This window comes from Pseudomonas sp. P4_B4, from assembly GCF_056402255.1.
Window position 1 is genome coordinate 56,578 of record NZ_JBFUHS010000037.1, and the last position, 23,129, is coordinate 79,706.

Annotated in this window: 19 protein-coding genes; 10 read left to right on the forward strand and 9 right to left on the reverse strand. The window is 60.7% G+C overall.

The features are described 5' to 3' along the window. Positions 1-3: 3 nt before the first annotated feature. Complete coding sequence (locus AC1DVE_RS26860) at positions 4-999, reverse strand: ArsR/SmtB family transcription factor (RefSeq protein WP_046039312.1); 996 nt, start codon at positions 997-999, stop codon at positions 4-6. Positions 1,000-1,261: 262 nt separating this feature from the next. Between AC1DVE_RS26860 and tkt the strand changes: the two genes are divergently transcribed. From tkt to fba, 6 genes are all read left to right on the forward strand, one after another. Further along, on the forward strand, positions 1,262-3,259 hold the full coding sequence (gene tkt, locus AC1DVE_RS26865; protein ID WP_223460494.1) for a transketolase: 1,998 nt from the start codon (positions 1,262-1,264) through the stop codon (positions 3,257-3,259). 152 nt (positions 3,260-3,411) lie between these two features. Then, the gene (gene epd, locus AC1DVE_RS26870; RefSeq protein ID WP_150725095.1) at positions 3,412-4,464 is read left to right on the forward strand and encodes an erythrose-4-phosphate dehydrogenase; all 1,053 of its coding nucleotides are present in this window, start codon (positions 3,412-3,414) and stop codon (positions 4,462-4,464) included. A 12-nt stretch (positions 4,465-4,476) separates the two neighbouring features. Then, the gene (locus tag AC1DVE_RS26875) at positions 4,477-5,640 is read left to right on the forward strand and encodes a phosphoglycerate kinase (RefSeq protein WP_223460493.1); all 1,164 of its coding nucleotides are present in this window, start codon (positions 4,477-4,479) and stop codon (positions 5,638-5,640) included. 35 nt (positions 5,641-5,675) lie between these two features. Further along, positions 5,676-5,897: a hypothetical protein gene (locus AC1DVE_RS26880; RefSeq protein ID WP_223460491.1), complete on the forward strand. Its 222-nt coding sequence runs from the start codon at positions 5,676-5,678 to the stop codon at positions 5,895-5,897. A gap of 56 nt (positions 5,898-5,953) precedes the next feature. Further along, entirely contained in the window at positions 5,954-6,286 is a 333-nt protein-coding gene (locus tag AC1DVE_RS26885) for an MliC family protein (protein ID WP_223460488.1), read from the forward strand. 197 nt (positions 6,287-6,483) lie between these two features. Then, positions 6,484-7,548: a class II fructose-bisphosphate aldolase gene (fba, locus tag AC1DVE_RS26890; RefSeq protein WP_007981624.1), complete on the forward strand. Its 1,065-nt coding sequence runs from the start codon at positions 6,484-6,486 to the stop codon at positions 7,546-7,548. Positions 7,549-7,751: 203 nt separating this feature from the next. Here fba and AC1DVE_RS26895 read toward each other — a convergent pair whose 3' ends face one another. Next, a complete protein-coding gene (locus tag AC1DVE_RS26895; protein ID WP_223460486.1) occupies positions 7,752-8,417 on the reverse strand; it encodes a polysaccharide lyase family 7 protein in 666 nt (221 codons plus the stop codon). 324 nt (positions 8,418-8,741) lie between these two features. Between AC1DVE_RS26895 and AC1DVE_RS26900 the strand changes: the two genes are divergently transcribed. The 3 genes from AC1DVE_RS26900 to AC1DVE_RS26910 are packed head-to-tail and all read left to right on the forward strand — an operon-like array spanning position 8,742 to position 11,735. Further along, positions 8,742-10,865, forward strand: a complete 2,124-nt coding sequence (locus AC1DVE_RS26900; RefSeq protein ID WP_223460484.1) for a putative bifunctional diguanylate cyclase/phosphodiesterase — start codon at positions 8,742-8,744, stop codon at positions 10,863-10,865. A gap of 45 nt (positions 10,866-10,910) precedes the next feature. Further along, positions 10,911-11,402: a YgjP-like metallopeptidase domain-containing protein gene (locus AC1DVE_RS26905; protein ID WP_223460482.1), complete on the forward strand. Its 492-nt coding sequence runs from the start codon at positions 10,911-10,913 to the stop codon at positions 11,400-11,402. A 36-nt stretch (positions 11,403-11,438) separates the two neighbouring features. Further along, the gene (locus AC1DVE_RS26910; protein WP_090178776.1) at positions 11,439-11,735 is read left to right on the forward strand and encodes a winged helix-turn-helix domain-containing protein; all 297 of its coding nucleotides are present in this window, start codon (positions 11,439-11,441) and stop codon (positions 11,733-11,735) included. Positions 11,736-11,843: 108 nt separating this feature from the next. Here AC1DVE_RS26910 and AC1DVE_RS26915 read toward each other — a convergent pair whose 3' ends face one another. Further along, the gene (locus tag AC1DVE_RS26915) at positions 11,844-12,296 is read right to left on the reverse strand and encodes a GNAT family N-acetyltransferase (RefSeq protein ID WP_223460481.1); all 453 of its coding nucleotides are present in this window, start codon (positions 12,294-12,296) and stop codon (positions 11,844-11,846) included. 258 nt (positions 12,297-12,554) lie between these two features. On the opposite strand from AC1DVE_RS26915, the gene AC1DVE_RS26920 reads away from it, so the two are divergent. Continuing rightward, a complete protein-coding gene (locus AC1DVE_RS26920; protein ID WP_223460479.1) occupies positions 12,555-13,292 on the forward strand; it encodes a substrate-binding periplasmic protein in 738 nt (245 codons plus the stop codon). Between the two features lie 111 nt (positions 13,293-13,403). Here the strand turns inward: AC1DVE_RS26920 and yccS are convergent, their stop codons facing one another. From yccS to AC1DVE_RS26950, 6 genes are all read right to left on the reverse strand, one after another. After that, entirely contained in the window at positions 13,404-15,587 is a 2,184-nt protein-coding gene (yccS, locus tag AC1DVE_RS26925; RefSeq protein WP_223460477.1) for a YccS family putative transporter, read from the reverse strand. Between the two features lie 258 nt (positions 15,588-15,845). Continuing rightward, positions 15,846-17,024, reverse strand: a complete 1,179-nt coding sequence (locus AC1DVE_RS26930) for a BaiN/RdsA family NAD(P)/FAD-dependent oxidoreductase (RefSeq protein ID WP_223534129.1) — start codon at positions 17,022-17,024, stop codon at positions 15,846-15,848. A gap of 152 nt (positions 17,025-17,176) precedes the next feature. Next, positions 17,177-18,514, reverse strand: coding sequence for an ATP-dependent RNA helicase DbpA (gene dbpA, locus AC1DVE_RS26935; RefSeq protein WP_263287191.1), 1,338 nt, complete (start codon positions 18,512-18,514; stop codon positions 17,177-17,179). A 105-nt stretch (positions 18,515-18,619) separates the two neighbouring features. After that, entirely contained in the window at positions 18,620-20,047 is a 1,428-nt protein-coding gene (mdtD, locus tag AC1DVE_RS26940; protein WP_223460472.1) for a multidrug transporter subunit MdtD, read from the reverse strand. 169 nt (positions 20,048-20,216) lie between these two features. Next, entirely contained in the window at positions 20,217-21,554 is a 1,338-nt protein-coding gene (locus AC1DVE_RS26945; protein ID WP_223460470.1) for a TldD/PmbA family protein, read from the reverse strand. Then, positions 21,554-22,996 (reverse strand): TldD/PmbA family protein, encoded by a 1,443-nt coding sequence (locus tag AC1DVE_RS26950; RefSeq protein ID WP_223534127.1) that lies wholly within the window; start codon positions 22,994-22,996, stop codon positions 21,554-21,556. The genes AC1DVE_RS26945 and AC1DVE_RS26950 overlap by 1 nt, the downstream gene beginning before the upstream one ends. Positions 22,997-23,129 lie beyond the last annotated feature (133 nt).

A 23,129-nucleotide genomic window follows, 5' to 3' on the forward strand; every position in this document is an offset into this window, starting at 1 on the left:
AAATTACCGATGGTGAGTGTCGCCAGCCGGCCGCTGAAAATGGCGGACCTGGATCTGGAAACCATTACGTAAGCCTACATAGAGGCTTTCCCCGGGAACGAGTCCCGCAGCGGTGGCCCAACGGGCCAGATCGTCCTGTTCAAACCCCAACCAGAGATCACCGCAGGCCTCCTTGGCCCAACTCTGGTTGTGGCTACATAACTCTGTCACTAACAGGCTACCGCCTGGTTGCAGCAAATTGGCCATATGCTTGAGCGCATCGGCCGGCGCGGCAAAATGGTGCAGCACCATGTTCAGTACCACGCAATCGGCCTTGAGGCTGACGCCGTTCAATGCATCGGCCAATTGCAGGCTAACGTTAGTCAGCTTGTCGCGTTCGCAGACCTGGCGCGCCAGTTCGAGCATCGCGCTGCTGTTATCCAGCGCCGTGACTTGCGCGAAGCGGCGCGCAAGTTCCGGCAGGAATGCACCATCGCCGGGGCCGACTTCAATGGCCGTGGCGTCTTTGTCGAAGCTCAGCTTGTCGAGCAGGGCCACCACGCTTTCGCGGTATTGCGGCAGGCCGGCGATCAAGTCTTGCTGGGCGCGAAACTTCTCCGCAACCCGTGAGAAAAAGTCCTGGCTGGCGGCCGCCCGTTGCCCATGGACCTGGGTGATGCGCGACTGTACGTCAGTCGGCAGCGTCAGGTTGTCCACTTCTTCGAGCAGGGCTGCGTGCAATTTTCCGCCCAGCAGTTCGGTGTGGGGCAGGGCGCGACGGTAGAAAATCGCATTGCCTTCGCGGCGCGTCGCCACCAGGTCGGCCTGGGCCAGTACCTTGAGGTGGTGGCTCATGCCTGACTGGCCGATGCCGAAGATCTGTGCCAGTTCCAGTACGCCGAACGAGTCGTTGGCCAGTGCGCGCAAGACATTCAACCGCAGGGGATCGCCGCCAGCCTTGCACAAGGCTGCCAGCTCATCGCAATCGTCATGTTGAATGGAGGGCACGCGTAAATTCATAAGGCCGGCAGTCTAGTCACGGGTCGAAGGCATCGCAAGAGCAATATCAAAAAGTTTTGATATTGCTCGATAGATGGCACGTTTTTAACGTTAGCTTCAGTCAACAAACGGGCGGCGGAAAGGTTTCACCAAACGAAACCGCCGTTATCCATTGGAAAAACGCCTTCAGATGACTATCTGTCATTGCCCCGAGGTGTCCCGGTGAGGGAAAATGCTCGCCTTTTTTCCGTTTCGTTTTATTCAAGCCCCCAGGAGAACAGCGATGCCTAGCCGTCGTGAGCGTGCCAACGCCATTCGTGCCCTCAGCATGGATGCCGTGCAAAAAGCCAACAGCGGCCATCCCGGTGCCCCGATGGGTATGGCGGATATCGCCGAGGTACTTTGGCGCGACTACCTCAAGCACAACCCGAGCAATCCATCGTTCGCCGACCGTGACCGCTTCGTGCTGTCCAACGGCCATGGCTCGATGTTGATCTACTCGCTGCTGCACCTGACCGGCTACGACCTGTCGATCGACGACCTGAAGCAGTTCCGTCAACTGCACAGCCGTACCCCGGGCCACCCGGAACTCGGCTACACCCCGGGCGTGGAAACCACCACCGGTCCACTGGGCCAGGGCCTGGCCAACGCCGTGGGTTTTGCCCTGGCTGAAAAAGTCATGGCAGCGCAGTTCAACCGTCCTGGCCACAACATCGTCGACCACCACACCTATGTGTTCCTGGGTGATGGCTGCATGATGGAAGGCATTTCCCACGAAGTCGCTTCCCTGGCCGGTACCCTGGGCCTGGGCAAGCTGATCGCCTTCTACGATGACAACGGCATCTCCATCGATGGCGAAGTCGAAGGCTGGTTCACCGACGACACGCCGAAGCGTTTTGAGTCCTACAACTGGCAAGTGATCCGCAATGTCGACGGTCACGACCCGGAAGAGATCAAGACTGCGATCGAGACGGCCCGCAAGAGCGCGCAGCCAACCCTGATCTGCTGCAAGACCACCATCGGCTTCGGTTCGCCGAACAAGCAAGGCAAGGAAGACTGCCACGGCGCCCCGCTGGGTGACGCGGAAATCGCCCTGACCCGTGCGGCGCTGAAATGGAATCACGGCCCGTTCGAAATCCCGGCCGATATCTACGCCGAGTGGGACGCCAAGGAAACCGGTCGCGCCGTGGAAGCCGAGTGGGATCAGCGTTTCGCTGCCTACTCCGCAGCATTCCCTGCCGAAGCCAGCGAACTGGTACGTCGTCTGAGCGGCGATCTGCCGGCTGACTTCTCGGAAAAAGCCTCGGCCTACATCGCCGAAGTGGCCGCCAAGGGCGAAACCATTGCCAGCCGTAAAGCCAGCCAGAATGCCCTGAACGCATTCGGCCCGTTACTGCCTGAGTTCCTCGGCGGTTCGGCTGACCTGGCCGGTTCCAACCTGACCCTGTGGAAAGGTTGCAAAGGCGTCACCGCCGAAGACGCCAGCGGCAACTACATGTATTACGGCGTGCGCGAGTTCGGCATGACCGCGATCATGAACGGCGTTGCCCTGCACGGCGGCCTGGTGCCTTACGGCGCGACCTTCCTGATGTTCATGGAATACGCGCGCAACGCGGTGCGCATGTCAGCCCTGATGAAGCAGCGTGTGATCCACGTCTACACCCACGACTCCATCGGTCTGGGCGAAGACGGCCCGACTCACCAGCCAATCGAGCAACTGGCCAGCCTGCGCTGCACGCCGAACCTCGACACCTGGCGCCCAGCCGACGCCGTTGAATCGGCGGTTAGCTGGAAGTACGCGCTGGAGCGCAAGGACGGTCCTTCGGCCCTGATCTTCTCGCGTCAGAACCTGCAGCACCAAACCCGTGATGCCGGCCAGATCGCCGACATCAGCCGTGGTGGCTATGTGCTCAAGGACTGCGCGGGCGAGCCTGAGCTGATCCTGATCGCTACCGGTTCGGAAGTCGGCCTGGCTGTTCAAGCCTTCGACAAACTGACCGAGCAAGGCCGCAAGGTTCGCGTGGTTTCCATGCCATGCACCAGCGTGTTCGATGCCCAGGAAGCCGGCTACAAGCAATCGGTCCTGCCGTTGCAGGTCAGCGCCCGTATCGCCATCGAGGCTTCCCATGCGGACTACTGGTACAAGTACGTGGGCCTGGAAGGCCGCGTGATCGGCATGACCACCTACGGCGAGTCGGCGCCTGCGTCGGCCTTGTTCGAAGAGTTCGGCTTCACCCTGGAAAACATCCTGGGTCAGGCTGAAGAGCTGCTGGAAGACTAAGTCCGACAGTGATGTTGTCTTGGCTGATGCCTTCGCGAGCAGGCTCGCTCCTACAGGGTTCTACATCGCCCATGTAGGAGCGAGCCTGCTCGCGATAGCGTCGGTTCAAACGACACAAAACTGATGGATTCACCACGGTAATCGAGAACCCCATGCCTCAACCGCGTCCCTACAAAGTTGCACTCAACGGCTACGGCCGGATTGGTCGTTGCGTCTTGCGTGCGTTGTTCGAGCGAGGCGACAAGGCTGGGTTCGAGATTGTCGCGATCAACGATCTGGCGGACATGGCCAGCATCGAATACCTGACACGCTTCGACTCCACCCATGGCCGGTTCCCCGGTGAAGTGAAGGTCGACGGCGATTGTCTGCATATCAATGGCGACTGCGTGAAGGTCCTGCGCAGTGCCACCCCCGAAGGCATCGATTGGGCGTCCCTGGGCGTCGATCTGGTGCTGGAGTGCTCCGGCGCTTACCACACCCGCGAAGACGGCCAGCGTTTCCTCGACGCCGGCGCCCCGCGTGTACTGTTTTCCCAGCCGATGGCCAGCGAGACGGACGTCGACGCAACCATCGTCTATGGCGTGAACCAGGATTGCCTGACCGGTGACGAGTTGCTGGTGTCCAACGCGTCCTGCACCACCAACTGCGGCGTGCCGCTGTTGCGCCTGCTGAATCAGGCCATTGGCCTGGACTACGTGTCGATCACCACCATTCATTCGGCGATGAACGATCAGCCGGTCATCGATGCCTATCACCACGAAGACCTGCGCCGCACCCGTTCGGCGTTCCAGTCGGTGATTCCGGTGTCCACCGGTCTGGCGCGAGGTATCGAGCGCCTGTTGCCGGAACTTGCCGGGCGAATTCAGGCCAAAGCCGTGCGGGTGCCGACGGTCAACGTGTCCTGCCTCGATATCACGATGCAGACCGCCACAGCGACCGACGCCACCGAGGTCAACCGGATCCTGCGCGAAGCCGCCACCAGCGGCCCGCTCAAAGGCCTGCTGGCCTATACCGAGCTACCCCACGCAAGCTGTGATTTCAACCATGACCCACATTCGGCCATCGTCGATGCCAGTCAGACCCGCGTTTCCGGCCCTCGGCTGGTGAACATCCTGGCCTGGTTCGACAACGAATGGGGTTTTGCCAACCGAATGCTGGACGTTGCAGAACACTATCTGCAAACAGCAATTTCAAAAAAACCGTAGGAAGTGCGACCCATGACCGTGTTGAAGATGTCCGACCTCGATCTGCAAGGTAAGCGCGTATTGATCCGCGAAGACCTCAACGTCCCAGTCAAGGACGGTGTTGTCACCAGCGATGCGCGTATCCTGGCCTCGCTGCCGACCATCAAGCTGGCCCTGGAAAAAGGCGCGGCCGTGATGGTCTGCTCGCACCTTGGCCGTCCGACCGAAGGCGAGTTCTCGGCCGAGAACAGCCTCCAGCCAGTCGCCGACTACCTGAGCAAGGCTCTGGGGCGTGAAGTGCCGCTGGTGGCCGATTACCTGGGCGGTGTTGACGTGAAAGCGGGCGACATCGTGCTGTTCGAAAACGTGCGCTTCAACAAAGGCGAGAAAAAGAACGCTGACGAACTGGCCCAGCAATACGCCGCCCTGTGCGACGTGTTCGTGATGGACGCCTTCGGCACCGCTCACCGTGCCGAGGGTTCGACCCACGGCGTGGCCAAGTTCGCCAAAGTCGCTGCTGCCGGCCCGCTGCTGGCCGCTGAACTGGACGCACTGGGCAAAGCCCTGGGCGCCCCGGCCCAGCCAATGGCGGCCATTGTCGCCGGCTCCAAGGTGTCGACCAAACTCGACGTGCTGAACAGCCTGAGCCAGATCTGCAACCAGTTGATCGTTGGCGGCGGTATTGCCAACACCTTCCTGGCGGCGGCCGGTCACCCGGTCGGTAAATCCCTGTACGAGCCAGACCTGCTGGACACCGCTCGCGCCATCGCCGCCAAGGTCAGCGTACCGCTGCCAGTGGACGTGGTGGTTGCCAAGGAATTCGCTGAAAGCGCCGCCGCGACCGTCAAGCTGATCGCTGACGTCGCTGCCGACGACATGATCCTGGACATCGGCCCGCAGACCGCGGCGAATTTCGCCGAGCTGCTGAAGTCGTCGCAAACCATCCTGTGGAACGGTCCGGTCGGCGTGTTCGAATTCGATCAGTTCGGTAACGGTACCAAAGTGCTGGCCCAGGCCATCGCGGACAGCGCGGCGTTCTCCATCGCTGGCGGCGGCGACACTCTGGCGGCCATCGACAAATATGGCGTTGCCGAGCAGATCTCCTACATTTCTACCGGCGGTGGCGCGTTCCTCGAATTCGTCGAAGGCAAGGTCCTGCCAGCCGTTGAAGTCCTGGAAAGTCGGGCCAAGGCCTGAGGGTCGCCCGTTTGACCAGGCAAGGGAGTGTTGAAATGGTCAAGACGTTAGCGCTGTTGATCGTCGCAGGTTCGTTGGTGGCGTGCGGGAGTAACCCGAAGGCCACCCCGGAATCTGCGCCGTCCGAGTCGGACAAAGGCTGCTACCAGGCTGACTGGCAGGCCGAAACCAACCCGGTGCTCAACAAGCGTTCCGGGCCGGAAGGCCTGGACAAATACGAGACCCAGGCACCCGCCAAGGAACATGGCTGCCCTTGACGGGTCTGACTCATTACTCAGGGCTGGCGGCGTGCGCCGTCAGTTGAGGGGCACGGATGAAAGGTTTTATCGCAGTTGCGGCATTGGCGTTGTTGGCGGGTTGTGCTCAGTTGAACCTGTTCCAGTCGTCCGCGCCTGTGGATAACTGGACCACCTGGACCTGCGACAGCCAGGCCAAGGTGCTGTGGCGCTACACCGACGACAGCCGCAGGGAAGTCGACGTGCGCCTGGGTGGTGCCGATCAGGTCTACCGCTTGAAGCAGGAACCGGGTGCATCAGGTTCGCTGTACAGCAATGACATGCTGGCGTTTCACATAAAAGGTGAGGAAGGCCTGGTTTACTGGGTCGCCACCAATGATTTGATCGGCCGCGGTTGTAAAGCGCAGTAACACGATTTATCTGATACGCAGAGGTCAAAATGTGGGAGCGGGGGGGGGGGGGGGGGGGGGGGGTGTAGTTCTTGAGATTTTTGCAACACCCGAATCCGCAGTCCGGGCCAACCCCCGATCTGCAAAAACTTGAATAGCCGCCGCCGCTACGGCAGGCTGGCACGATTAACGACCCTCAACCGGGAGAGATATACACAATGGCACTTATCAGCATGCGCCAGATGCTGGACCACGCAGCCGAGTTCGGCTACGGCGTTCCAGCCTTCAACGTCAACAACCTTGAGCAGATGCGCGCCATCATGGAAGCCGCTGACAAGACTGACTCCCCGGTGATCGTCCAGGCTTCGGCCGGTGCTCGCAAATACGCCGGCGCACCGTTCCTGCGTCACCTGATCCTGGCAGCCATCGAAGAATTCCCGCACATCCCGGTGTGCATGCACCAGGACCACGGCACCAGCCCTGACGTCTGCCAGCGCTCCATTCAACTGGGTTTCAGCTCGGTGATGATGGACGGTTCCCTGGGCGAAGACGGCAAGACCCCGACCGACTACGACTACAACGTGCGTGTTACCCAACAAACCGTGGCCATGGCTCACGCCTGCGGCGTTTCGGTAGAAGGCGAACTGGGCTGCCTGGGTTCGCTGGAAACCGGCATGGCCGGTGAAGAAGACGGCATCGGCGCCGAAGGCGTTCTGGATCACAGCCAGATGCTGACCGACCCGGAAGAAGCCGCTGACTTCGTAAAACGCACTCAGGTTGATGCCCTGGCAATCGCCATCGGTACCAGCCACGGCGCGTACAAGTTCACCAAACCGCCTACCGGCGACGTGCTGGCCATCGACCGCATCAAAGAGATCCACAAGCGCATTCCGAACACTCACCTGGTGATGCACGGTTCGTCTTCGGTTCCGCAAGAGTGGCTGGCGATCATCAACCAGTACGGCGGCGACATCAAGGAAACCTACGGCGTACCGGTTGAAGAAATCGTCGAAGGCATCAAGCACGGCGTGCGCAAGGTCAACATCGACACCGACCTGCGCCTGGCATCCACTGGCGCAATGCGTCGCCTGATGGCTACCAACCCGAGCGAGTTCGACCCACGTAAATTCTTCGGCGCCACAGTCACAGCCATGCGCGACGTGTGTATCGCTCGCTACGAAGCCTTCGGCACTGCCGGCAACGCTTCGAAGATCAAGGCGATCTCGCTGGAAGGCATGTATCAGCGTTACCTGAAAGGTGAGTTGAACGCCAAGGTCAACTAAGCCTGAGCGTTAAACTGCCTTGATGAAAAACCCGCCGAGAGGCGGGTTTTTTGTGGGCGAGAGAAATATATGACGCGGGCTTTTGTAGCGAGGGAGCTTGCTCCCGTTCGAGAGCGAAGCTCTCGCCTTCGGCGTTGGGGCTGCTTCGCCCGAACGCGGACCGGCCCAGCGGGAGCAAGCTCCCTCGCCACAAAGGGTTCGGGCTATTGATTGTGATCAATATCCAGCTTGCTGAACGTCACTTCCCCGCCTTCGCTTGTGTACCCCGTGTTGTCCTGCACATAGACGCCGGCCTTGAAGTACAGCGGCTTATCACGCCACATCGCGCTGATATCGGTATTCCACTGATAGCCCGCCGCACTGATGCCCAATGCACCGCCGGGGCTGAGGTGGATGAGGTAGGAGAATTCCTGATTGAGTTTCACGCCGGTGGCGATGGTGATGACTCGGGGGGTGTCGTCGGGGTGCATGCGGACTTTGGCGACGATGTTGCCGGTCGAGCTGTAGGTTTTGTATTGATACTCGACCTTCACCATGGGCTTCTGGCTGTTATAGGCGTGGATCTGGCCAATGACGATCTTGCCCGAGCTGGGTACCTGGCTGACCGAAAGGGTCGCATGCAGGGAGTTGTCAGCGTCGGGGTAGTACCAGTTTTTCAACGTGCCGTTGCTGTAGGTTTCACGCAATTCGGTGCGTGGGTAAATCGCGTTTTCGGTACGGGAGCCGGTCACGGGCGTCCAGAAAAACAACGTGCCGGTGTCGGAGTGGAAGTATTGATCCTTGAAGCCATCCACCAGTTTGGCGGTTTCGACGGTGTACGGCGGGTTGCCAACGGGAACGCTGAGGTTCCAGCTTGCGAGATCGATCATGTCGGTTCTTCCACTCGATTCATGCTGAACGGGCGTGCCAGAAGCTCTAGACCGCACCTTTGGGGCGGCCTTTATAAGCGTAGCGGGATATTTTGTTAACGCTTGTCTGACGGGTGGTTGACGTCAACATCCTGTCTAAGATGCCATCTTCCCGGTTTTCATGGAACTGAACCATCGACCGCTAGTCGGTAAAAAGACACAATGATTATATGATGGCTTACTGACACCTTCTGCTTTTGCAGAACCGGGTCTAGAGTGATGGCACCGTATTTGTCCGGTTTTCACGAGAAGCCGGCCTGACACCCCCGCAATTAGAGAGGCAGCATGGAATGCGCGCAACCCACGCCAGTAGAAGGCGGCTCGACCCTTTTAGTCGTCGACGATTACCCTGAAAACCTGATCAGCATGCGCGCGTTGTTACAGCGCCAGGACTGGCGGGTCATTACTGCCGCCTCGGGTTTCGAGGCCCTCGGCTTGTTACTTGAACACGACATCGACCTGGTGCTGCTGGATGTGCAGATGCCGGGCATGGACGGCTATGAAGTGGCGCGCCTGATGCGCGGTAGCCAGCGGACCCGTCTCACGCCGATCATTTTCCTGGCCGCCAACGAACAGTCCCGGGACGCCGTGATCAAGGGCTATGCCAGTGGTGCGGTGGATTACCTGTTCAAGCCGTTCGATCCACAGGTCTTCACGCCCAAGGTCCAGGCGTTACTCGAACACCAGCGTAACCGCCGAGTCTTGCAGCGCCTGAGTCATGATCTGGAAGCCGCTCGTGCCTTTAATGCGTCGGTGCTGGATAACGCTGCCGAAGGCATTCTGGTATTGGGTGAGGACGGTCTGATTCGTTTTGCCAATCCGGCGATGTCACGCTTGCTCAATGCCACGGTGCAGGAACTGCAAGGCAAGGAGTTTGTGGACTACCTGCAAAAACCGCATATCCCGATCTGGGCCGATTCCGAGTTGCTGGCCGGATACAAACGCGGTGAAACCCTGCGCCTGCACGATGCCCTGCTACGAACGGCGCCCGGCCAGCAGGTACCGGTGGCCTTGTCCTGCGCGCCATTGCCCGCCGAGCAACAGGCGATGGTAGTGACCGTGCTGGACATGTCGGTGGTGCGCCATCTGCATCAGCAACTGGAGTTTCAGGCGGTCACCGATCCGCTGACCGGATTGCTCAACCGCCGGGGGCTCTACCAGACCGTAGAGAACCTGCTGTTGCGCGGTGAGCGTTCCGACAGTTCCTGGGTCTTGATGTACCTGGACCTCGACGGCTTCAAGCGAGTCAATGATTCGCTCGGGCACGATGCCGGCGATCGGGTGCTGCGCTGGGTCTGCGAACAGTTGAAGGCTTGCCTGCGGCCCTTCGACATTCTGGCGCGGATGGGCGGCGACGAATTCATTGCGTTGCTGGATCTGGAGTTCCCCGAGCAGGCGGCGAAGATTGCCGAGAAGCTCATCGAGCGAGTGTCGATCTGTCAGCAGATCGACGGCTTCGATATCGCCCTGGGTGCCAGCATCGGCATCGCCACGTTCCCTGATTGTGGCGCCAACCTCGACGGGATGCTGCGGGCGGCCGACATCGCCATGTACGAAGCCAAGCGTGCCGGCCGCCAACAATATCGCTTCTACGATCATGAAATGAACGGTCGGGCGCGCTCGCGACTGATGCTGGAAGAAAGTGTGCGCACGGCCATTGAGAACCGGGAATTCAATCTGGTGTATCAGCCTCAGGTTGCGATTGTCGACGGGCGGACTCGTGGCTTCGAGGCCCTGTTGCGCTGGCAGCATCCGAGCGTTGGCGATGTCCCCCCAGGGCTGTTTTTGCCATTGCTGGAGGAGGTGCGGTTGATCAGTCGCCTGGGCAGCTGGATTTACCATCGCGGCATCGGGCAACGCAAAGCCTGGGGGGCTCTGTTTACCGAGGACCTGGTGCTCGGCGTCAGCTTGAGCAGTACGCAGTTCGGCATGCCCAACCTGGTCACCGAGTTGCGCCAGGTGCTGGAGCGCCATGGCTTGCAACCGCGTCATCTGGAAGTCGAGGTCACGGAAGAGGCCTTGATGCTCAACCCCGAAGAAACCCGCAAGCAATTGCGCCTGCTGCACAATCTGGGCGTACGAGTGGCATTGGATGACTTCGGGGCCGGCCCCTGCTCCCTGACGCACTTGCGCGACCTGGAGCTGGATACCCTCAAGATCGATCGCCATTTGATTGCCCGGTTGCCAGAGTCGGTACGGGATGCGGCGCTGGTGCGCAGTGTGATCGACCTGTGCAAACAGTTCGGGATGCTGGTGATTGCCGAAGGGGTGGAAACCGCCGCGCAGTTTGAATGGCTGCAAGCCAATGGCTGTGAATATGTGCAAGGTTTTCTGGTGGCCCGGCCGATGATGGCCGAAGACACCGGGGTCTTTGTCCAGCCGTTTGACTGGAGCGCGCTGCCCCGCTGAATTCGCTACACTGGCGACCTTTTAGTGACCTGTATTGCCGCCCCGATGACCGTGTTGAAATATCTCCAGGCTTATCCCGCTACCTTGCAGGATCAGGTGCGCCAGCTGATCGCCGACGGTCGGCTGGGCGATTACCTGAGCCAGCGTTACCCGCAAAAGCACGGGGTGCAGAGCGACAAGGCGCTGTACACCTATGCCCTGGACCTCAAGCAGGAATTCCTGCGTAATGCCCCGGCCATCGACAAGGTGCTGTTCGACAACCGCCTGGACCTGACCCACCGTGCCCTTGGCCTGCACACCACGATTTCCCGGGTGCAGGGCGGCAAACTCAAGTCCAAGAAGGAAATCCGCATCGCGTCGCTGTTCAAGGAAGCGCCTTGCGAGTTCCTGAAAATGATCGTGGTGCATGAACTGGCGCACTTCAAGGAATCGGACCACAACAAGGCATTCTACAAACTGTGCGAACACATGCTGCCGGGTTATCACCAGGTGGAGTTTGATGTGCGGGTATACCTGACGTGGCGGGACATGCAATAGCTATCGCCGCCGAGAATCGCAACAAGGAGTGTGTGGATGGACGTGAGCAAGACCAAGAGCAGCTTCTATCGTCGGTTGTACGTGGCGTACCTGATCGACAGCGGGCTGGCCAGCAGTGTCCCGGCGCTGACCGAGGTCACCGGCATGCCCCGGCGCACGGCACAGGACACCATCGCGGCGTTGGCGGATCTGGATATCATTTGTGAGTTCGAGCAGGAAGAGGGCGCGCGCAACCATGCGGGGCGCTATCGGATTCGCGAGTGGGGGGCGATTGATCGCGGGTGGATCGAGCGTAATCTGCGGCAGATCAAGGCGGTGCTGGAGTATCCCTGACGCCAGTGGTGACTGAGCTGACGCCTTCGCGAGCAGGCTCGCTCCCACGGTTGATTTTGGTTGTGAACGCAATCCAGTGTGGGAGCGAGCCTGCTCGCGAAAGGGGCTTCAGGAACGACGCATCCCGATGTGTGGAATGCCATCCTCGACAAACTCCTCGCCCGTCACGACAAACCCGTACCGCCCGTAATACCCCTGCAAATGCGTCTGGGCCGAGAGGTAGATCGGCGTTTCCGGCCAGCGTTCTTCAATCTGTTTCAACGCCTGGTCCATCAACTCATGTCCAAGCCCGGCGCCTCGTGCGTGTGGAGCAATGATCACCCGACCGATCACTACGTCCCCGCCTTGCAGTTCCGGGTCGAGCAGCCGCAGATAGGCCACCAGTTGATTGCCGTCCCAGGCCATCAAGTGGCAAGTGTCACCTTCCAGGTCCTGGCCATCCACGTCTTGATAAGCGCATTGCTGCTCGACGACGAACACTTCTGCACGCAACTGCAAAATGGCGTACAGCTGCTCCTTGCCCAGGTCGCTGTGGTGTTTGCAGATCCAATCGACTGTCATGTTTTGATTCCCTGAAAACGTCGTTCCGATACTAAGCGCACTCACGTCAGAAGTCTTTATGGTGGAAGAATCTGTGACAAAGGCCAAAATGCCATCATTCATTTCTCGCGCAGATGTCTTCTTTGTGTAATCTGGATCGAAGCGCTGTGCTGTGGCGTCGATGAGCTAATGTTGAGTACCCGGGTCTTGCCGGTACAGGGGCCTTGGGGTTTTGGCTGAAAACACGTCGGGCAACCCGCCCGCTAAGGATTTTCTAGCATGCCGCGATTGCATCGAGCTTTGGCCTTGATTGGATTGCTGTTGCTGGTTCAGGGAGCGGCGGCAGAAAAACTGCGGTTGGTCGCTGATGCCTGGCCGCCCTTTACCGACGCCACGCTCGTCAATGGTGGTTTGGCCACGGACATTGTCAGTACCGCGCTCGCCAGGGCCGGCTATGCCAGTGAGTTCGAGCAGGTGCCCTGGGCACGGGCCTTGATGGGATTGGGTGAGGGCCGATACGACGTGCTGGTCAACGCCTGGTACACCGAGGAGCGGACCAGGCTTGGCCAGTTCTCCGGCGAGTACCTGCTCAATCGCGTGCGCTTTCTCAAGCGCAAAGACGAGCCCATCGAATTCAATAACCTGCAGCAATTGCACACTTATCCGATCGCTATCGTGCGTGGATACGCGTATTCGCCCGCGTTCGACAACGACGACTCGTTGCAGAAAATCCCTGTACACAGTTTCGCCATGGCGGTGCGCATGCTCGCGGCCGACCGGGTCAAGCTGACGCTGGAAGATGAATTCGTCGCCCGCTACTACCTGGCCCGTGAGTCACCCAAGGTGCGAAACGCCGTGGAATTCCTGCCCAAACCATTAAGCGAGAACAGCCTGCATATTATGGTCAGCCTGAAGAATCCCGAGCATGCACGGATCGTCGCCGGTTTCGACCGCGAGATCGCGGCGATGAAGGCGGACGGGAGTTATGACAAGTTGATGAGGCAGCATGGGATGTAGAGGGGCAGCTTCAAGCCGCAAGCATCAAGCTATAAGTTGATCTTTGGCGCGGCGAAGTTTCTTGTGGGAGCGGGCTTGCCCGCGAAGGGGCCCGCCCAGACACAAGAGATCTCAATCTTCACTGGTGTCCTTGATGAGATGCGCCGCCAACGTCCGCAACGGCCCCAACTGCCGACAAATCAACGCCAGTTGCGTCTGCACCAACCGCTGCCCCTCATCGATTTCATCAGGCATCTGTTCCAGTTCATTGGCCAGTGCTTCTTCTTCATCGCTCTGAATCGCAATCGAAGACTTGCTCGCCAGCCTTTGGGCGATCTCGTCGATACTGGCGGCCAGTTTCACCCCGGCCCCATCGATCAAATGCTCGCGCACGTCCGCCGGCAGTTGGGTTTCCCGGTGCGCGCCCAGGCCCGACAGGTAACTGAGCAGCGTGTGCGACAGCACCAGGAAGCGGAAGCCCACATCCGCTTCCTTACGAAAGTGTCCCGGCTCCATCAGCATGTTGGCCAGCGTGGTCGACAGCGCCGCGTCGGCGTTGTGCGCGTTGCGGCGGGCCAGGCGGTAAGCCAGGTCGTCGCTTTTGCCTGCCGCGTATTGCTGCATGATCTGACGCAAGTAAATGCTGTTGCAGGCCAGGGTGTTGGCCAGCACTTTGTTCAGGCGTCGGCCCTGCCAGTCCGGCAGGAACAGGAACACCGCCAGCCCGGCAATGAGGCTGCCGAGCAAGGTATCGAACAACCGTGGCAGGAACAGTCCGTACCCGTCGCCCACCTGGTTGAAGCAGAACAGCACCATCAAGGTGATTGCCGCCGTCGCCAGGGTGTAGCGGGTGGTGCGGTTGGTAAAGAACACCACGCCGGCGGCAATAGCGAAACACGACTGGATCAGCGGGTTCGGGAACAGGTCGAACAGCGCCCAGGCCAGGGTCAGGCCGATGGCGGTGCCGATGATTCGTTGACCAAGTTTGCGGCGGGTGGCGCCGTAGTTCGGTTGGCAGACGAACAGCGTAGTGAGAATGATCCAGTAGCCTTGGGACGGGTGAATCAAATGCACCATGGCGTAGCCGATGCTCAAGGCCAGGGGCAATCGCAGGGCATGGCGGAACAGCAGCGAGGTCGGCGTCAGCTGCGTGCGCAAGCGAAGCCACACGTCCTTGAGGCTGCGCGGCGAACGGTCGAGCAGGCTGCTGTCGGTGGCGTCGGCCAGGGCGTCGGGGTTACTGGCATCGCTGAGCAAGCGGTCGAGAGTGCCGAGGTTGGCCGCCAGTGCCCGCAGTGAACGCAGCAAACCGCGCCAGGCCGGGTTGCTCTGGATGCGCAGGTGTTCGAGAGAGGCATCGAGGTCGCTCAGGGCCTCGGCGAAACTGGCGTCATAGGTGAACGGCTGGCGCATCTGGATCGACTCGGCCAGGGCCCGGCAGGCCTTGCCTTGCTGGCGCAACAGGCGTTGGCAGCGGAACAGTACGTCGCTGTGGAAGAAGGCGTCGGCCAGGGCGTTATACGGGTAGTGCGATGAGCTAGCGCGTTCGTGGATGTCCTGGGCGAGGAAGTACAGCTTGAGGTAGCGGCTGACTTTCGACCCCGGGCGACCGTTGCCGACCCGGTGCAGGATGATCTCCTTGGCGGCGTTCAATGCCGCCACTACCCGGCCGTTCTGCTGGGCCAATTCCAGGCGCCGCGCCTCCACGTCCATCTGCCGGATCGGCTCGAACAGCGAGGATTTGAGCTTCAGGTAAAAGCCCAGCTCGCGGAACAGGCGCGCCAGGCTCTGCTGCACCGGCTGATTGGAAAACAGCGCCTGCCACAACACCGACAGCAACCCGTACCAGGCAGCACCGGCCACCAGCAGCAACGGCTCGTGCCAGACATCGGTGACCGCGCCGCCACGCTGGTCCACGCCGATCATGGTGTAGACCGACAGAATCAGCGTCGCCGAGGCAATCGCGCCGTAGCGCTCGCCGAGGGCGCCAAGCATGGTCAGGCAGAACGCGGCCAGGGCGAAGGCGATGATAAACAGCGAGGGGTAGGGGAAGAGCAGTTCGACAGACAGGGCGGCAACCGCGAAACACACCAGCGTCACGGCCAGCGCGTTGATACGGCCCTGCCAACTGTCGTCGGTTTCGGCCAGGGCACTGGCGATAATCCCCAGGAACAACGGGATCAGCAGGCCCATTTCATCCTGATACCAACACAGCGCCATGGTGCCGGTCAGGGCAATGAATACCCGCACGCTGTAGCTGAATTTATCCAGCGCCCAAAGGCGACGCAGAGACTGGCGGAACGAAGTCGATGACATGAAATGCGAAGGCCTTCCGAGGCAATGACGCTAAATTGAGCCACTAATGACGCCGACGCAATGGCGTCGATCACATCAGACAGCAAAATCTGTTCCTTCCTTGTGCGAATACAATCTGCAAATCATCACAGATCCAATGTGGGAGCGGCGGTGCGGCGATCCGACTTGCTCGCGAAAGCGTCCTTTCAATCAACATTGATGTTGAGTGTTATGGCCCCTTCGCGAGCAAGCCCGCTCCCACATTTTGATTTGTGTTTATCAGACGTACTGCGCGGCGGCGTAACCGGAAGCCCACGCCCACTGGAAATTGAACCCGCCCAGATGTCCGGTCACATCCAGCACTTCACCTATGAAGTACAGCCCCGGGCTTTTCAGCGATTCCATGGTCTTGGACGACACTTCATTGGTGTTGATGCCGCCCAGGGTCACCTCGGCGGTGCGATAGCCTTCGGTGCCGGCGGGCACGACTTTCCAGCTCGCCAGTTTCTCCGCGATATCGGCCAGTTCCGCGTGGGTGTACTGCTTCATCGGTTTGGAGACGAACCAGTTGTCCGCCAGCAGGTTGGCCATTTTCTTGGTGAAGATTTCACCGAGCAGGGTTTTCAGCTCGCTGTTGGGACGTTCGGCTTGCTGCTGTTGCAGCCAGTCCGGCACGTCGTGATCCGGCAGCAGGTTGATCTCGACGGTATCGCCGGACTCCCAGAACGACGAAATCTGCAAAATCGCCGGACCGCTGAGGCCGCGGTGGGTGAACAGGATGTTCTCGCGGAAGCTCTGGTCGTTGCAGCTCACCAGGCAATCCACCGACGTACCGGACAGCTCAGTGCACAAGGCCTTGAGCTGATCGGTGATGGTGAATGGCACCAGGCCGGCGCGGGTCGGCAGTAGCTCGTGGCCAAACTGCCTGGCCACCTGGTAACCGAAACCGGTGGCGCCCAGGGTCGGGATCGACAGGCCGCCGGTGGCGATCACCAGCGATTCGCACGTTATCTGGTCGAGCGTGGTGTCCAGCAAATAGCCTTTCTCAAGCTTCTCGATGGTCTGGATCGAGGTGTCCAGGTGCAGGCTGACGCCGACCTGATCGCACTCGTTGAGCAGCATTTCCAGGATGTCGCTGGATTTGTTATCGCAGAACAGCTGGCCGAGTTTTTTCTCGTGGTATGGCACGCCGTGCTTGGCCACCATGCCGATGAAATCCCACTGGGTGTAACGAGCCAGGGCGGATTTGCAGAAGTGTGCATTCTGCGAGAGGAAATTGCTCGGTTCTGTGTACATGTTGGTGAAATTGCAGCGGCCACCGCCCGACATCAGGATTTTCTTGCCGGCCTTGTTGGCATGGTCGAGCAACAACACTTTGCGCCCACGCCCGGCGGCGGTCAGTGCACACATCAACCCTGCGGCGCCAGCGCCAATGATCACGACTTCGGTAGAGCGCAAAACGGTGTCCTCTTGATGTATCACCACAAAACAAACTGTGGGAGCGAGCCTGCTCGCGATGGGGCTGCACATTCAACATAGATGTTGTTTGACAGTCCGCTATCGCGAGCAGGCTCGCTCCCACAGGGGATCTTCTTTGGTTGGAAGATCGCTTACAAAATGCGAACGCGCAACGAACGGCCTTTGATCTTGCCGTCGTTCAAGCGCTGCAAGGCCTGCTTGGCAACGCCGCGCTCCACGGCCACATAGGCCTGGAAGTCGAAAATCGCGATTTTGCCGACCTGGGCACCGGGGATGCCGGCGTCACCGGTCAGTGCGCCAAGAATGTCGCCCGGACGAACCTTGTCCTTACGGCCGGCAGCGATGCACAGGGTGCTCATCTGCGGCAACAGCGGGCCACCACCCTTGGAGGTGAGGTTGTCCACCTGGTCCCAGGTCAGTGGTGTCTTCTGCAATTGCTCGATAGCCTGGGCGCGCTGCGCTTCGGACGGCGCCACCAGGCTGATGGCGAGGCCTTTCTCACCGGCACGGCCAGTACGACCAACGCGGTGAATGTGGATTTCCGAATCACGGGCCAATTCGACGTTGATCACCATGTCCAGGGAATCGATATCGAGGCCGCGTGCTGCGACGTCGGTCGCCACCAGCACCGAAGTGCTGCGGTTGGCGAACATCGCCAGCACCTGGTCGCGGTCACGCTGTTCCAGATCGCCGTGCAGGCCGACGGCGGAAATGCCTTTGGTGGTCAGGTGGTCGACGGTTTCCTGAACCTGCTGCTTGGTGTAGCAGAAAGCCACGCAGGAGGCCGGGCGGAAGTGGCCAAGCACCTTGGTCACCGCACTCATGCGGTCATCCGGGGAAATCTCGTAGAAGCGCTGCTCGATCTGCGTGTCGTCGTGGAACGCCTCGGCCTTCACTTGCTGCGGGTTGCGCATGAACTTCGAGGCCAACTGCTTGATGCCTACCGGGTAGGTGGCGGAGAACAGCAGGGTCTGGCGACGTTCCGGGGCCTGCATGATGATTTCTTCGATGGAATCGTAGAAGCCCATGTCGAGCATACGGTCGGCTTCGTCGAGAATCAGCGTGTTGAGGCCGTGGAGTACCAGCGAACCCTTGCGCAGGTGCTGCTGGATGCGTCCAGGGGTGCCGACGATGATGTGCGCGCCGTGTTCCAGCGAAGCGATCTGCGGGCCGAGGGACACGCCGCCACACAGGGTCAGGACCTTGATGTTGTCTTCGGCACGGGCCAGGCGACGGATTTCCTTGGCGACCTGGTCAGCCAGTTCGCGGGTCGGGCACAGGATCAGCGCCTGGCAACCAAAGTAACGCGGATTGATCGGATTCAGCAGGCCGATGCCGAAGGCGGCGGTCTTGCCGCTGCCGGTCTTGGCCTGGGCGATCAGGTCCATCCCCTTGAGGATCACCGGCAAGCTTTGCGCCTGGATCGGCGTCATCTGGGCATAACCGAGGGAGTCGAGGTTAGCCAGCATGGCGGCGGACAGCGGCAAAGTATTAAATTCGGTGGCGATGGTGGTCACGGGACTGGCCTGCAAAACAAAATGTCGCGCAGTGTACCAGTCCGGTGGCCATTCGCCCTAAGGCTCTATGTGTTCTTCCGGACGCTTAACTCGCCGTCCGTCATTTTTTGACAGTTGCGAGAAGATCGTAGCGGCCAGCATCGCCATGATTCCTACGGTCACGAAGGTCAATTGGAATGCCCCCAGAACCGTGTCCACGCCATCATTGCCAATCTCCGCCGTAAAGCCACCGAGCAATGCACCGGCACACGCAACCCCCAGGCTCAGGGACAATTGCGCGACCACCGACAGCAGGCTGTTGCCGCTACTGGCGCTGGCGTCATCGAGGTCGATCAGGGTCACGGTGTTCATCGCGGTGAACTGCAAGGAGTTGATCGCGCCAAGGATCGCCAGCAGGCACAGCAACAGCCAGTACGGCGTCTGCTCGCTGACCAGGCCCATGCTCGCCAGCATGATCCCCAGCGCCAGGGTATTGCCGGTGAGCACGATGCGGTAACCCAGACGTTCGATCAGCGGCCGCGCCACCCACTTGGCGATCATCGCCGCCGCCGCCAGTGGCAGCATGCTCATCCCGGCCTGGGACGGCGAATAGCCCAGCGCCACTTGCAGCAGCAATGGCACGAGGAACGGCAGGGCGCCGCTGCCGAGGCGGGCGAACAGGTTGCCGAGAATGCCCACGGCAAAGGTCCGGGTCTTGAATAGCGACGGCGCAAACAACGGGTTCTCGATGTGACCGGCGCGTAGCCAGTACGCCGCCAGGCACGCCATGCCACCGAACAGCAACAACATCACCCGCAGGTGCGGCAGGTGCAATTCGCCCAAGCCTTCCATGGCGATGGTGATCAGAATCATCGCCGCGCCGAACAGCACGAAGCCCAGGCTATCGAAACGCGTGCGTTCGGTTCCACGCAGGTCCGGGATGTATTTCCACACGGCGTAGCAACCGACCAGCCCCACCGGCAGGTTGATCAGGAAGATCCAGTGCCAGGTCAGGTATTGCACCATCCAGCCGCCCATGGTCGGGCCGATCAAGGGGCCGAGCAGCCCGGGAATGGTGATGAAGCCCATGATCCGCACCAGCTCTGAACGCGGGTAGGCGCGCAACACCACCAGCCGCCCGACCGGCAACATCAACGCGCCGCCCAGGCCCTGGATCACCCGGGCGCCGATCAGCATGCTCAGGCTGCTCGACAATGCGCAGAGCAGCGAGCCGAGGCTGAACAGCAAAATCGCACTGAAGAAGATTTTCCGGGTGCCGAAGCGATCGGCGATCCAGCCCGAAGCGGGAATCAGCAACGCGACGGTGAGCATGTAGGCGATGATCACGCCCTGCATGCGCAATGGGTCTTCGGCCAGGTCGCGGGCCATGGCCGGCAGGGCAGTGTTGAGAATCGTCCCGTCGAGGGACTGCATGAAGAAGGCAATGGCGACAACCCACGGTATCCAGCGGGCTGTTACAGCGTCGAGAGGTGGGCGGTTGGGCATGGGACCTCTAGATTGATGAAGTTAATGCAAGGTCATGGCGGGTCGAGATTCATGTGGGAGCGGGCTTGCTCGCGAAGGCGGTGTATCAGTCACCAAATAGATCAGCTGAAAGATTGCATTCGCGAGCAAGCCCGCTCCCACAGGTTTGCTGTGCTCTTGAGACTTGTGTTTACAGCGTCAGGGTCAATCGGCTGACCAATGCCCCCGGCAACAACGCCGAAGCCGTCGCCCGCTGGCTGTAGGTACTCGCCGACAACAACAACTCCCGCTCCTCGGTCAACGCTTCCAGTTGCGAACCGAGCAGGCTGAAAGCGCTGTCATCAAAACGCATGGTGCTGACCGGTGCCTGAATCTCGCCGTTCTCGACCCAGAACGTGGCAAACCGGGTCATGCCGGTCAGGCGTGCGGCCGGTTGATCCGAGAAGTTCAGGTACCACAGGTTGCTGATGTACAGCCCCGTGCCCAGTTGCTTGAGGATGTCCGCGTCAGGCAATGCCCCGGCTTTCATGTTCAGCGCGCTCGGCGATTCACCGCCGCTGGCGCCATTGGCGGTCAAACCGTATTCCGCGGCGCTGCGCGAGCTGACCAGCTGTGCCCCGGCCTTGCCATCGACGATCAACCCCAGATCGCTGCGTGGATAACCCTCATCGGAAAATGCCGGGCTCAGCGAGCCGCTGACTTTTTCATCCAGCGAGACCAGCGGGCTGAACGCGCTGTCGCCACCGTAGAGCTTCTGCAGCGGGCTGCTTTTGCTGGCAATCGACTGTGCCGAGAATCCACCCCAACACAGCATGCCCATGATTTCTTCCAGCGCCGCCGGTGCCAGGTAGGCGCGGTACTGGCCGGGCGGCAAAGTGCGCAGCGGCCGGCCCAAAAGCTCAAGCTGCTCGCGGGCTTGCTGGAAGCGTCTGGCAAAGCCTTCGCTGTTCCAGTCGTGCCCGGCGTAGCTGGCTTTCACGGCCTGGCCGTTCTCGTGGAACAGGCTGAAGTCAAAATTGAAACTGTTGGCCTGATGCCAACCGAAGGCGCCCGAAGAACTGGCAAAGCCACGACTGATCGGGCCGGCAGCGTAGAAGCCGACAAGATCCAGGCCTTCGGCGGCCTGGGTGATTTGTGCGACCACCTGTTCGGTGTCCGGCAGCGGATGCGACTGCACGTTGTTGCTCTGCCAGCCGTTGTGGTTGAGCAACAGGTACGGGTCCGGAGGCAGCAGCGGCAGGGTTTCGCGCAACTGTTGCAGGCCTTCGCTCAGGCGCTGCGCATCCACCTGCGGATCGCCGGCCAGGGTGATGTGCAGGTCGGCATGGCGGCCTTCGTTGATCAGTTTCAGGCCGATGCTCGCCTGCTGCACCTGACCGGCCTGACGCACCTTGGCGTGGTTGAAACGCACGAAGGCCGACGATTCGGCGGCGTAGCTGAGGGTGAACTGCTCGGGCTCGTGAAGCGCTGCACGAAGGCTGTTGACCAGCGCCCTGAACGACGTGGACTGACTGTTTGAAGGATTCATCAGGCGTCTCCTCCGAATACATCAATGTTGCTGAACACGCAGGCCGGTGACGCGTGGCCGACGCGGATCACCTGGTTCGGTTCGCCCTTGCCGCAGTTCGGTGTGCCGAGGACCCTGAAGGTACTGGCATCGCCGACGGCGCTGAGGCTCTTCCAGAACTGCGCTGAGATGCCCCTGTAATTGGGATTCTTCACCACGCCCTTGAGTTCGCCGTTTTCGATCAGTTGGCCCCATTCGCAGCCGAACTGGAATTTATTGCGCGCATCGTCGATCGACCAGGAACGGTTGGTCGACATCAGCACTCCGTGTTCGATACTGCCGATCAACTGTTCGATGGACTGATCGCCTGGCTCGATGTTGAGGTTGGCCATGCGGTCGATCGGCGGGCGGTTCCAGCCGCAGGCACGGCTGTTGGCGACGCCGTCCATGCCGGCACGGAATTGCGACAACGCACCGCCCAGCGGACGTAGCAGCAGGCCTTCGCGGATCAGGAACTGCTTGCTGGCGGGCGTGCCGTCGTCGTCATGGCCGTAGCTGGCGAGCTCCTCGGGGATGTCCGGGTCGAAGGTCACGTTGAGCAGGCCGGAACCGTATTGCAGACGGCCGAAATCACTGGCTTTGACGAAACTGGTGCCCGCGTAATTGCGCTCGTCGCCGAGGATGCGGTCCAGCTCCAGCGGATGGCCGATGGACTCGTGGATTTGCAGCATCATCTGGTCGGGCATCAGCAGCAGGTCGCGCTTGCCTTGCGGGGTGTTTGGCGCCAGGAGCAATTGCAGGGCCTGATCGGCCACCTGGGCACCGGCACCGATCAGGCCGCAGCGGCTGATGACGTCCGCCGCGCCTTGCTGGCCGAAGTTCTCGCGGCCAAGGCTGCGGGTCTGGCTGTCGTTACCGTCGTAGGCCGTGACGTCCAGGCCAGGGTACACAAAACGTTGGGCCTGGCGCAGTTCGGCTCCGGCGCTGTTGAGGTAGATCTGCTCGGCGTGGGTGATGCCGAGGCTGACCTGCCAGTTCACCAGGCGCTCGTCCTTGGGCACGGCGGCCGACTCGGTGCCAAGCAGTTGGAAGCAGTCGCTCAGGGACAGGAAGGCCTGGTCGAGGTTGGGCGAAAAGTAATCGGCGCGGTCGCTGGAAACAGCCTGCTCGCGCAGGTCCAGCAAGGCGTGGGGCTTGAGTCGACGGGCCTGGAGTTCGGCGCGTTCGAGGGCGGCCTGCAGGCCTTGTTGCGACAGATCGTTGGTGGCCGCATAGGCCTCGACGCCATTGACCCGTACGGTCAGCATCGCCCCTTCGTCTCGGCTCAGGCTTGGCGGTTCGGCGACGTTCTTGCGCACCGACAGGTACTGCCCGGATTCGCGCACATAACGCAGGGAAAAGAATTCGGCACCCGTGCGCAAGGCAGCGAAGCGCTGCTTGAGCTGGGGGTAGAAATCGAACATTCGTGAACCTCCTGGGTATGGAGTGGCGGTGGAGCGGTGCTGCGAGGGGAGGGGTGAAACGATTGCGTGGCGCTAGATTAGGCCTGCAAGGGGGGAGGGATCAAGGATGGAGCGGTCTAGAGCGGTGGATACT

Excerpts from the sequence above, each read along its gene's own strand:
- AC1DVE_RS26860 (WP_046039312.1), bottom strand. The coding sequence starts at position 999 with ATGAATTTACGCGTGCCCTCCATTCAACATGACGATTGCGATGAGCTG.
- tkt (WP_223460494.1), top strand. The coding sequence starts at position 1,262 with ATGCCTAGCCGTCGTGAGCGTGCCAACGCCATTCGTGCCCTCAGCATG.
- epd (WP_150725095.1), top strand. The coding sequence starts at position 3,412 with ATGCCTCAACCGCGTCCCTACAAAGTTGCACTCAACGGCTACGGCCGG.
- AC1DVE_RS26875 (WP_223460493.1), top strand. The coding sequence starts at position 4,477 with ATGACCGTGTTGAAGATGTCCGACCTCGATCTGCAAGGTAAGCGCGTA.
- AC1DVE_RS26880 (WP_223460491.1), top strand. The coding sequence starts at position 5,676 with ATGGTCAAGACGTTAGCGCTGTTGATCGTCGCAGGTTCGTTGGTGGCG.
- AC1DVE_RS26885 (WP_223460488.1), top strand. The coding sequence starts at position 5,954 with ATGAAAGGTTTTATCGCAGTTGCGGCATTGGCGTTGTTGGCGGGTTGT.
- fba (WP_007981624.1), top strand. The coding sequence starts at position 6,484 with ATGGCACTTATCAGCATGCGCCAGATGCTGGACCACGCAGCCGAGTTC.
- AC1DVE_RS26895 (WP_223460486.1), bottom strand. The coding sequence starts at position 8,417 with ATGATCGATCTCGCAAGCTGGAACCTCAGCGTTCCCGTTGGCAACCCG.
- AC1DVE_RS26900 (WP_223460484.1), top strand. The coding sequence starts at position 8,742 with ATGGAATGCGCGCAACCCACGCCAGTAGAAGGCGGCTCGACCCTTTTA.
- AC1DVE_RS26905 (WP_223460482.1), top strand. The coding sequence starts at position 10,911 with ATGACCGTGTTGAAATATCTCCAGGCTTATCCCGCTACCTTGCAGGAT.
- AC1DVE_RS26910 (WP_090178776.1), top strand. The coding sequence starts at position 11,439 with ATGGACGTGAGCAAGACCAAGAGCAGCTTCTATCGTCGGTTGTACGTG.
- AC1DVE_RS26915 (WP_223460481.1), bottom strand. The coding sequence starts at position 12,296 with ATGACAGTCGATTGGATCTGCAAACACCACAGCGACCTGGGCAAGGAG.
- AC1DVE_RS26920 (WP_223460479.1), top strand. The coding sequence starts at position 12,555 with ATGCCGCGATTGCATCGAGCTTTGGCCTTGATTGGATTGCTGTTGCTG.
- yccS (WP_223460477.1), bottom strand. The coding sequence starts at position 15,587 with ATGTCATCGACTTCGTTCCGCCAGTCTCTGCGTCGCCTTTGGGCGCTG.
- dbpA (WP_263287191.1), bottom strand. The coding sequence starts at position 18,514 with ATGCTGGCTAACCTCGACTCCCTCGGTTATGCCCAGATGACGCCGATC.
- mdtD (WP_223460472.1), bottom strand. The coding sequence starts at position 20,047 with ATGCCCAACCGCCCACCTCTCGACGCTGTAACAGCCCGCTGGATACCG.
- AC1DVE_RS26945 (WP_223460470.1), bottom strand. The coding sequence starts at position 21,554 with ATGAATCCTTCAAACAGTCAGTCCACGTCGTTCAGGGCGCTGGTCAAC.
- AC1DVE_RS26950 (WP_223534127.1), bottom strand. The coding sequence starts at position 22,996 with ATGTTCGATTTCTACCCCCAGCTCAAGCAGCGCTTCGCTGCCTTGCGC.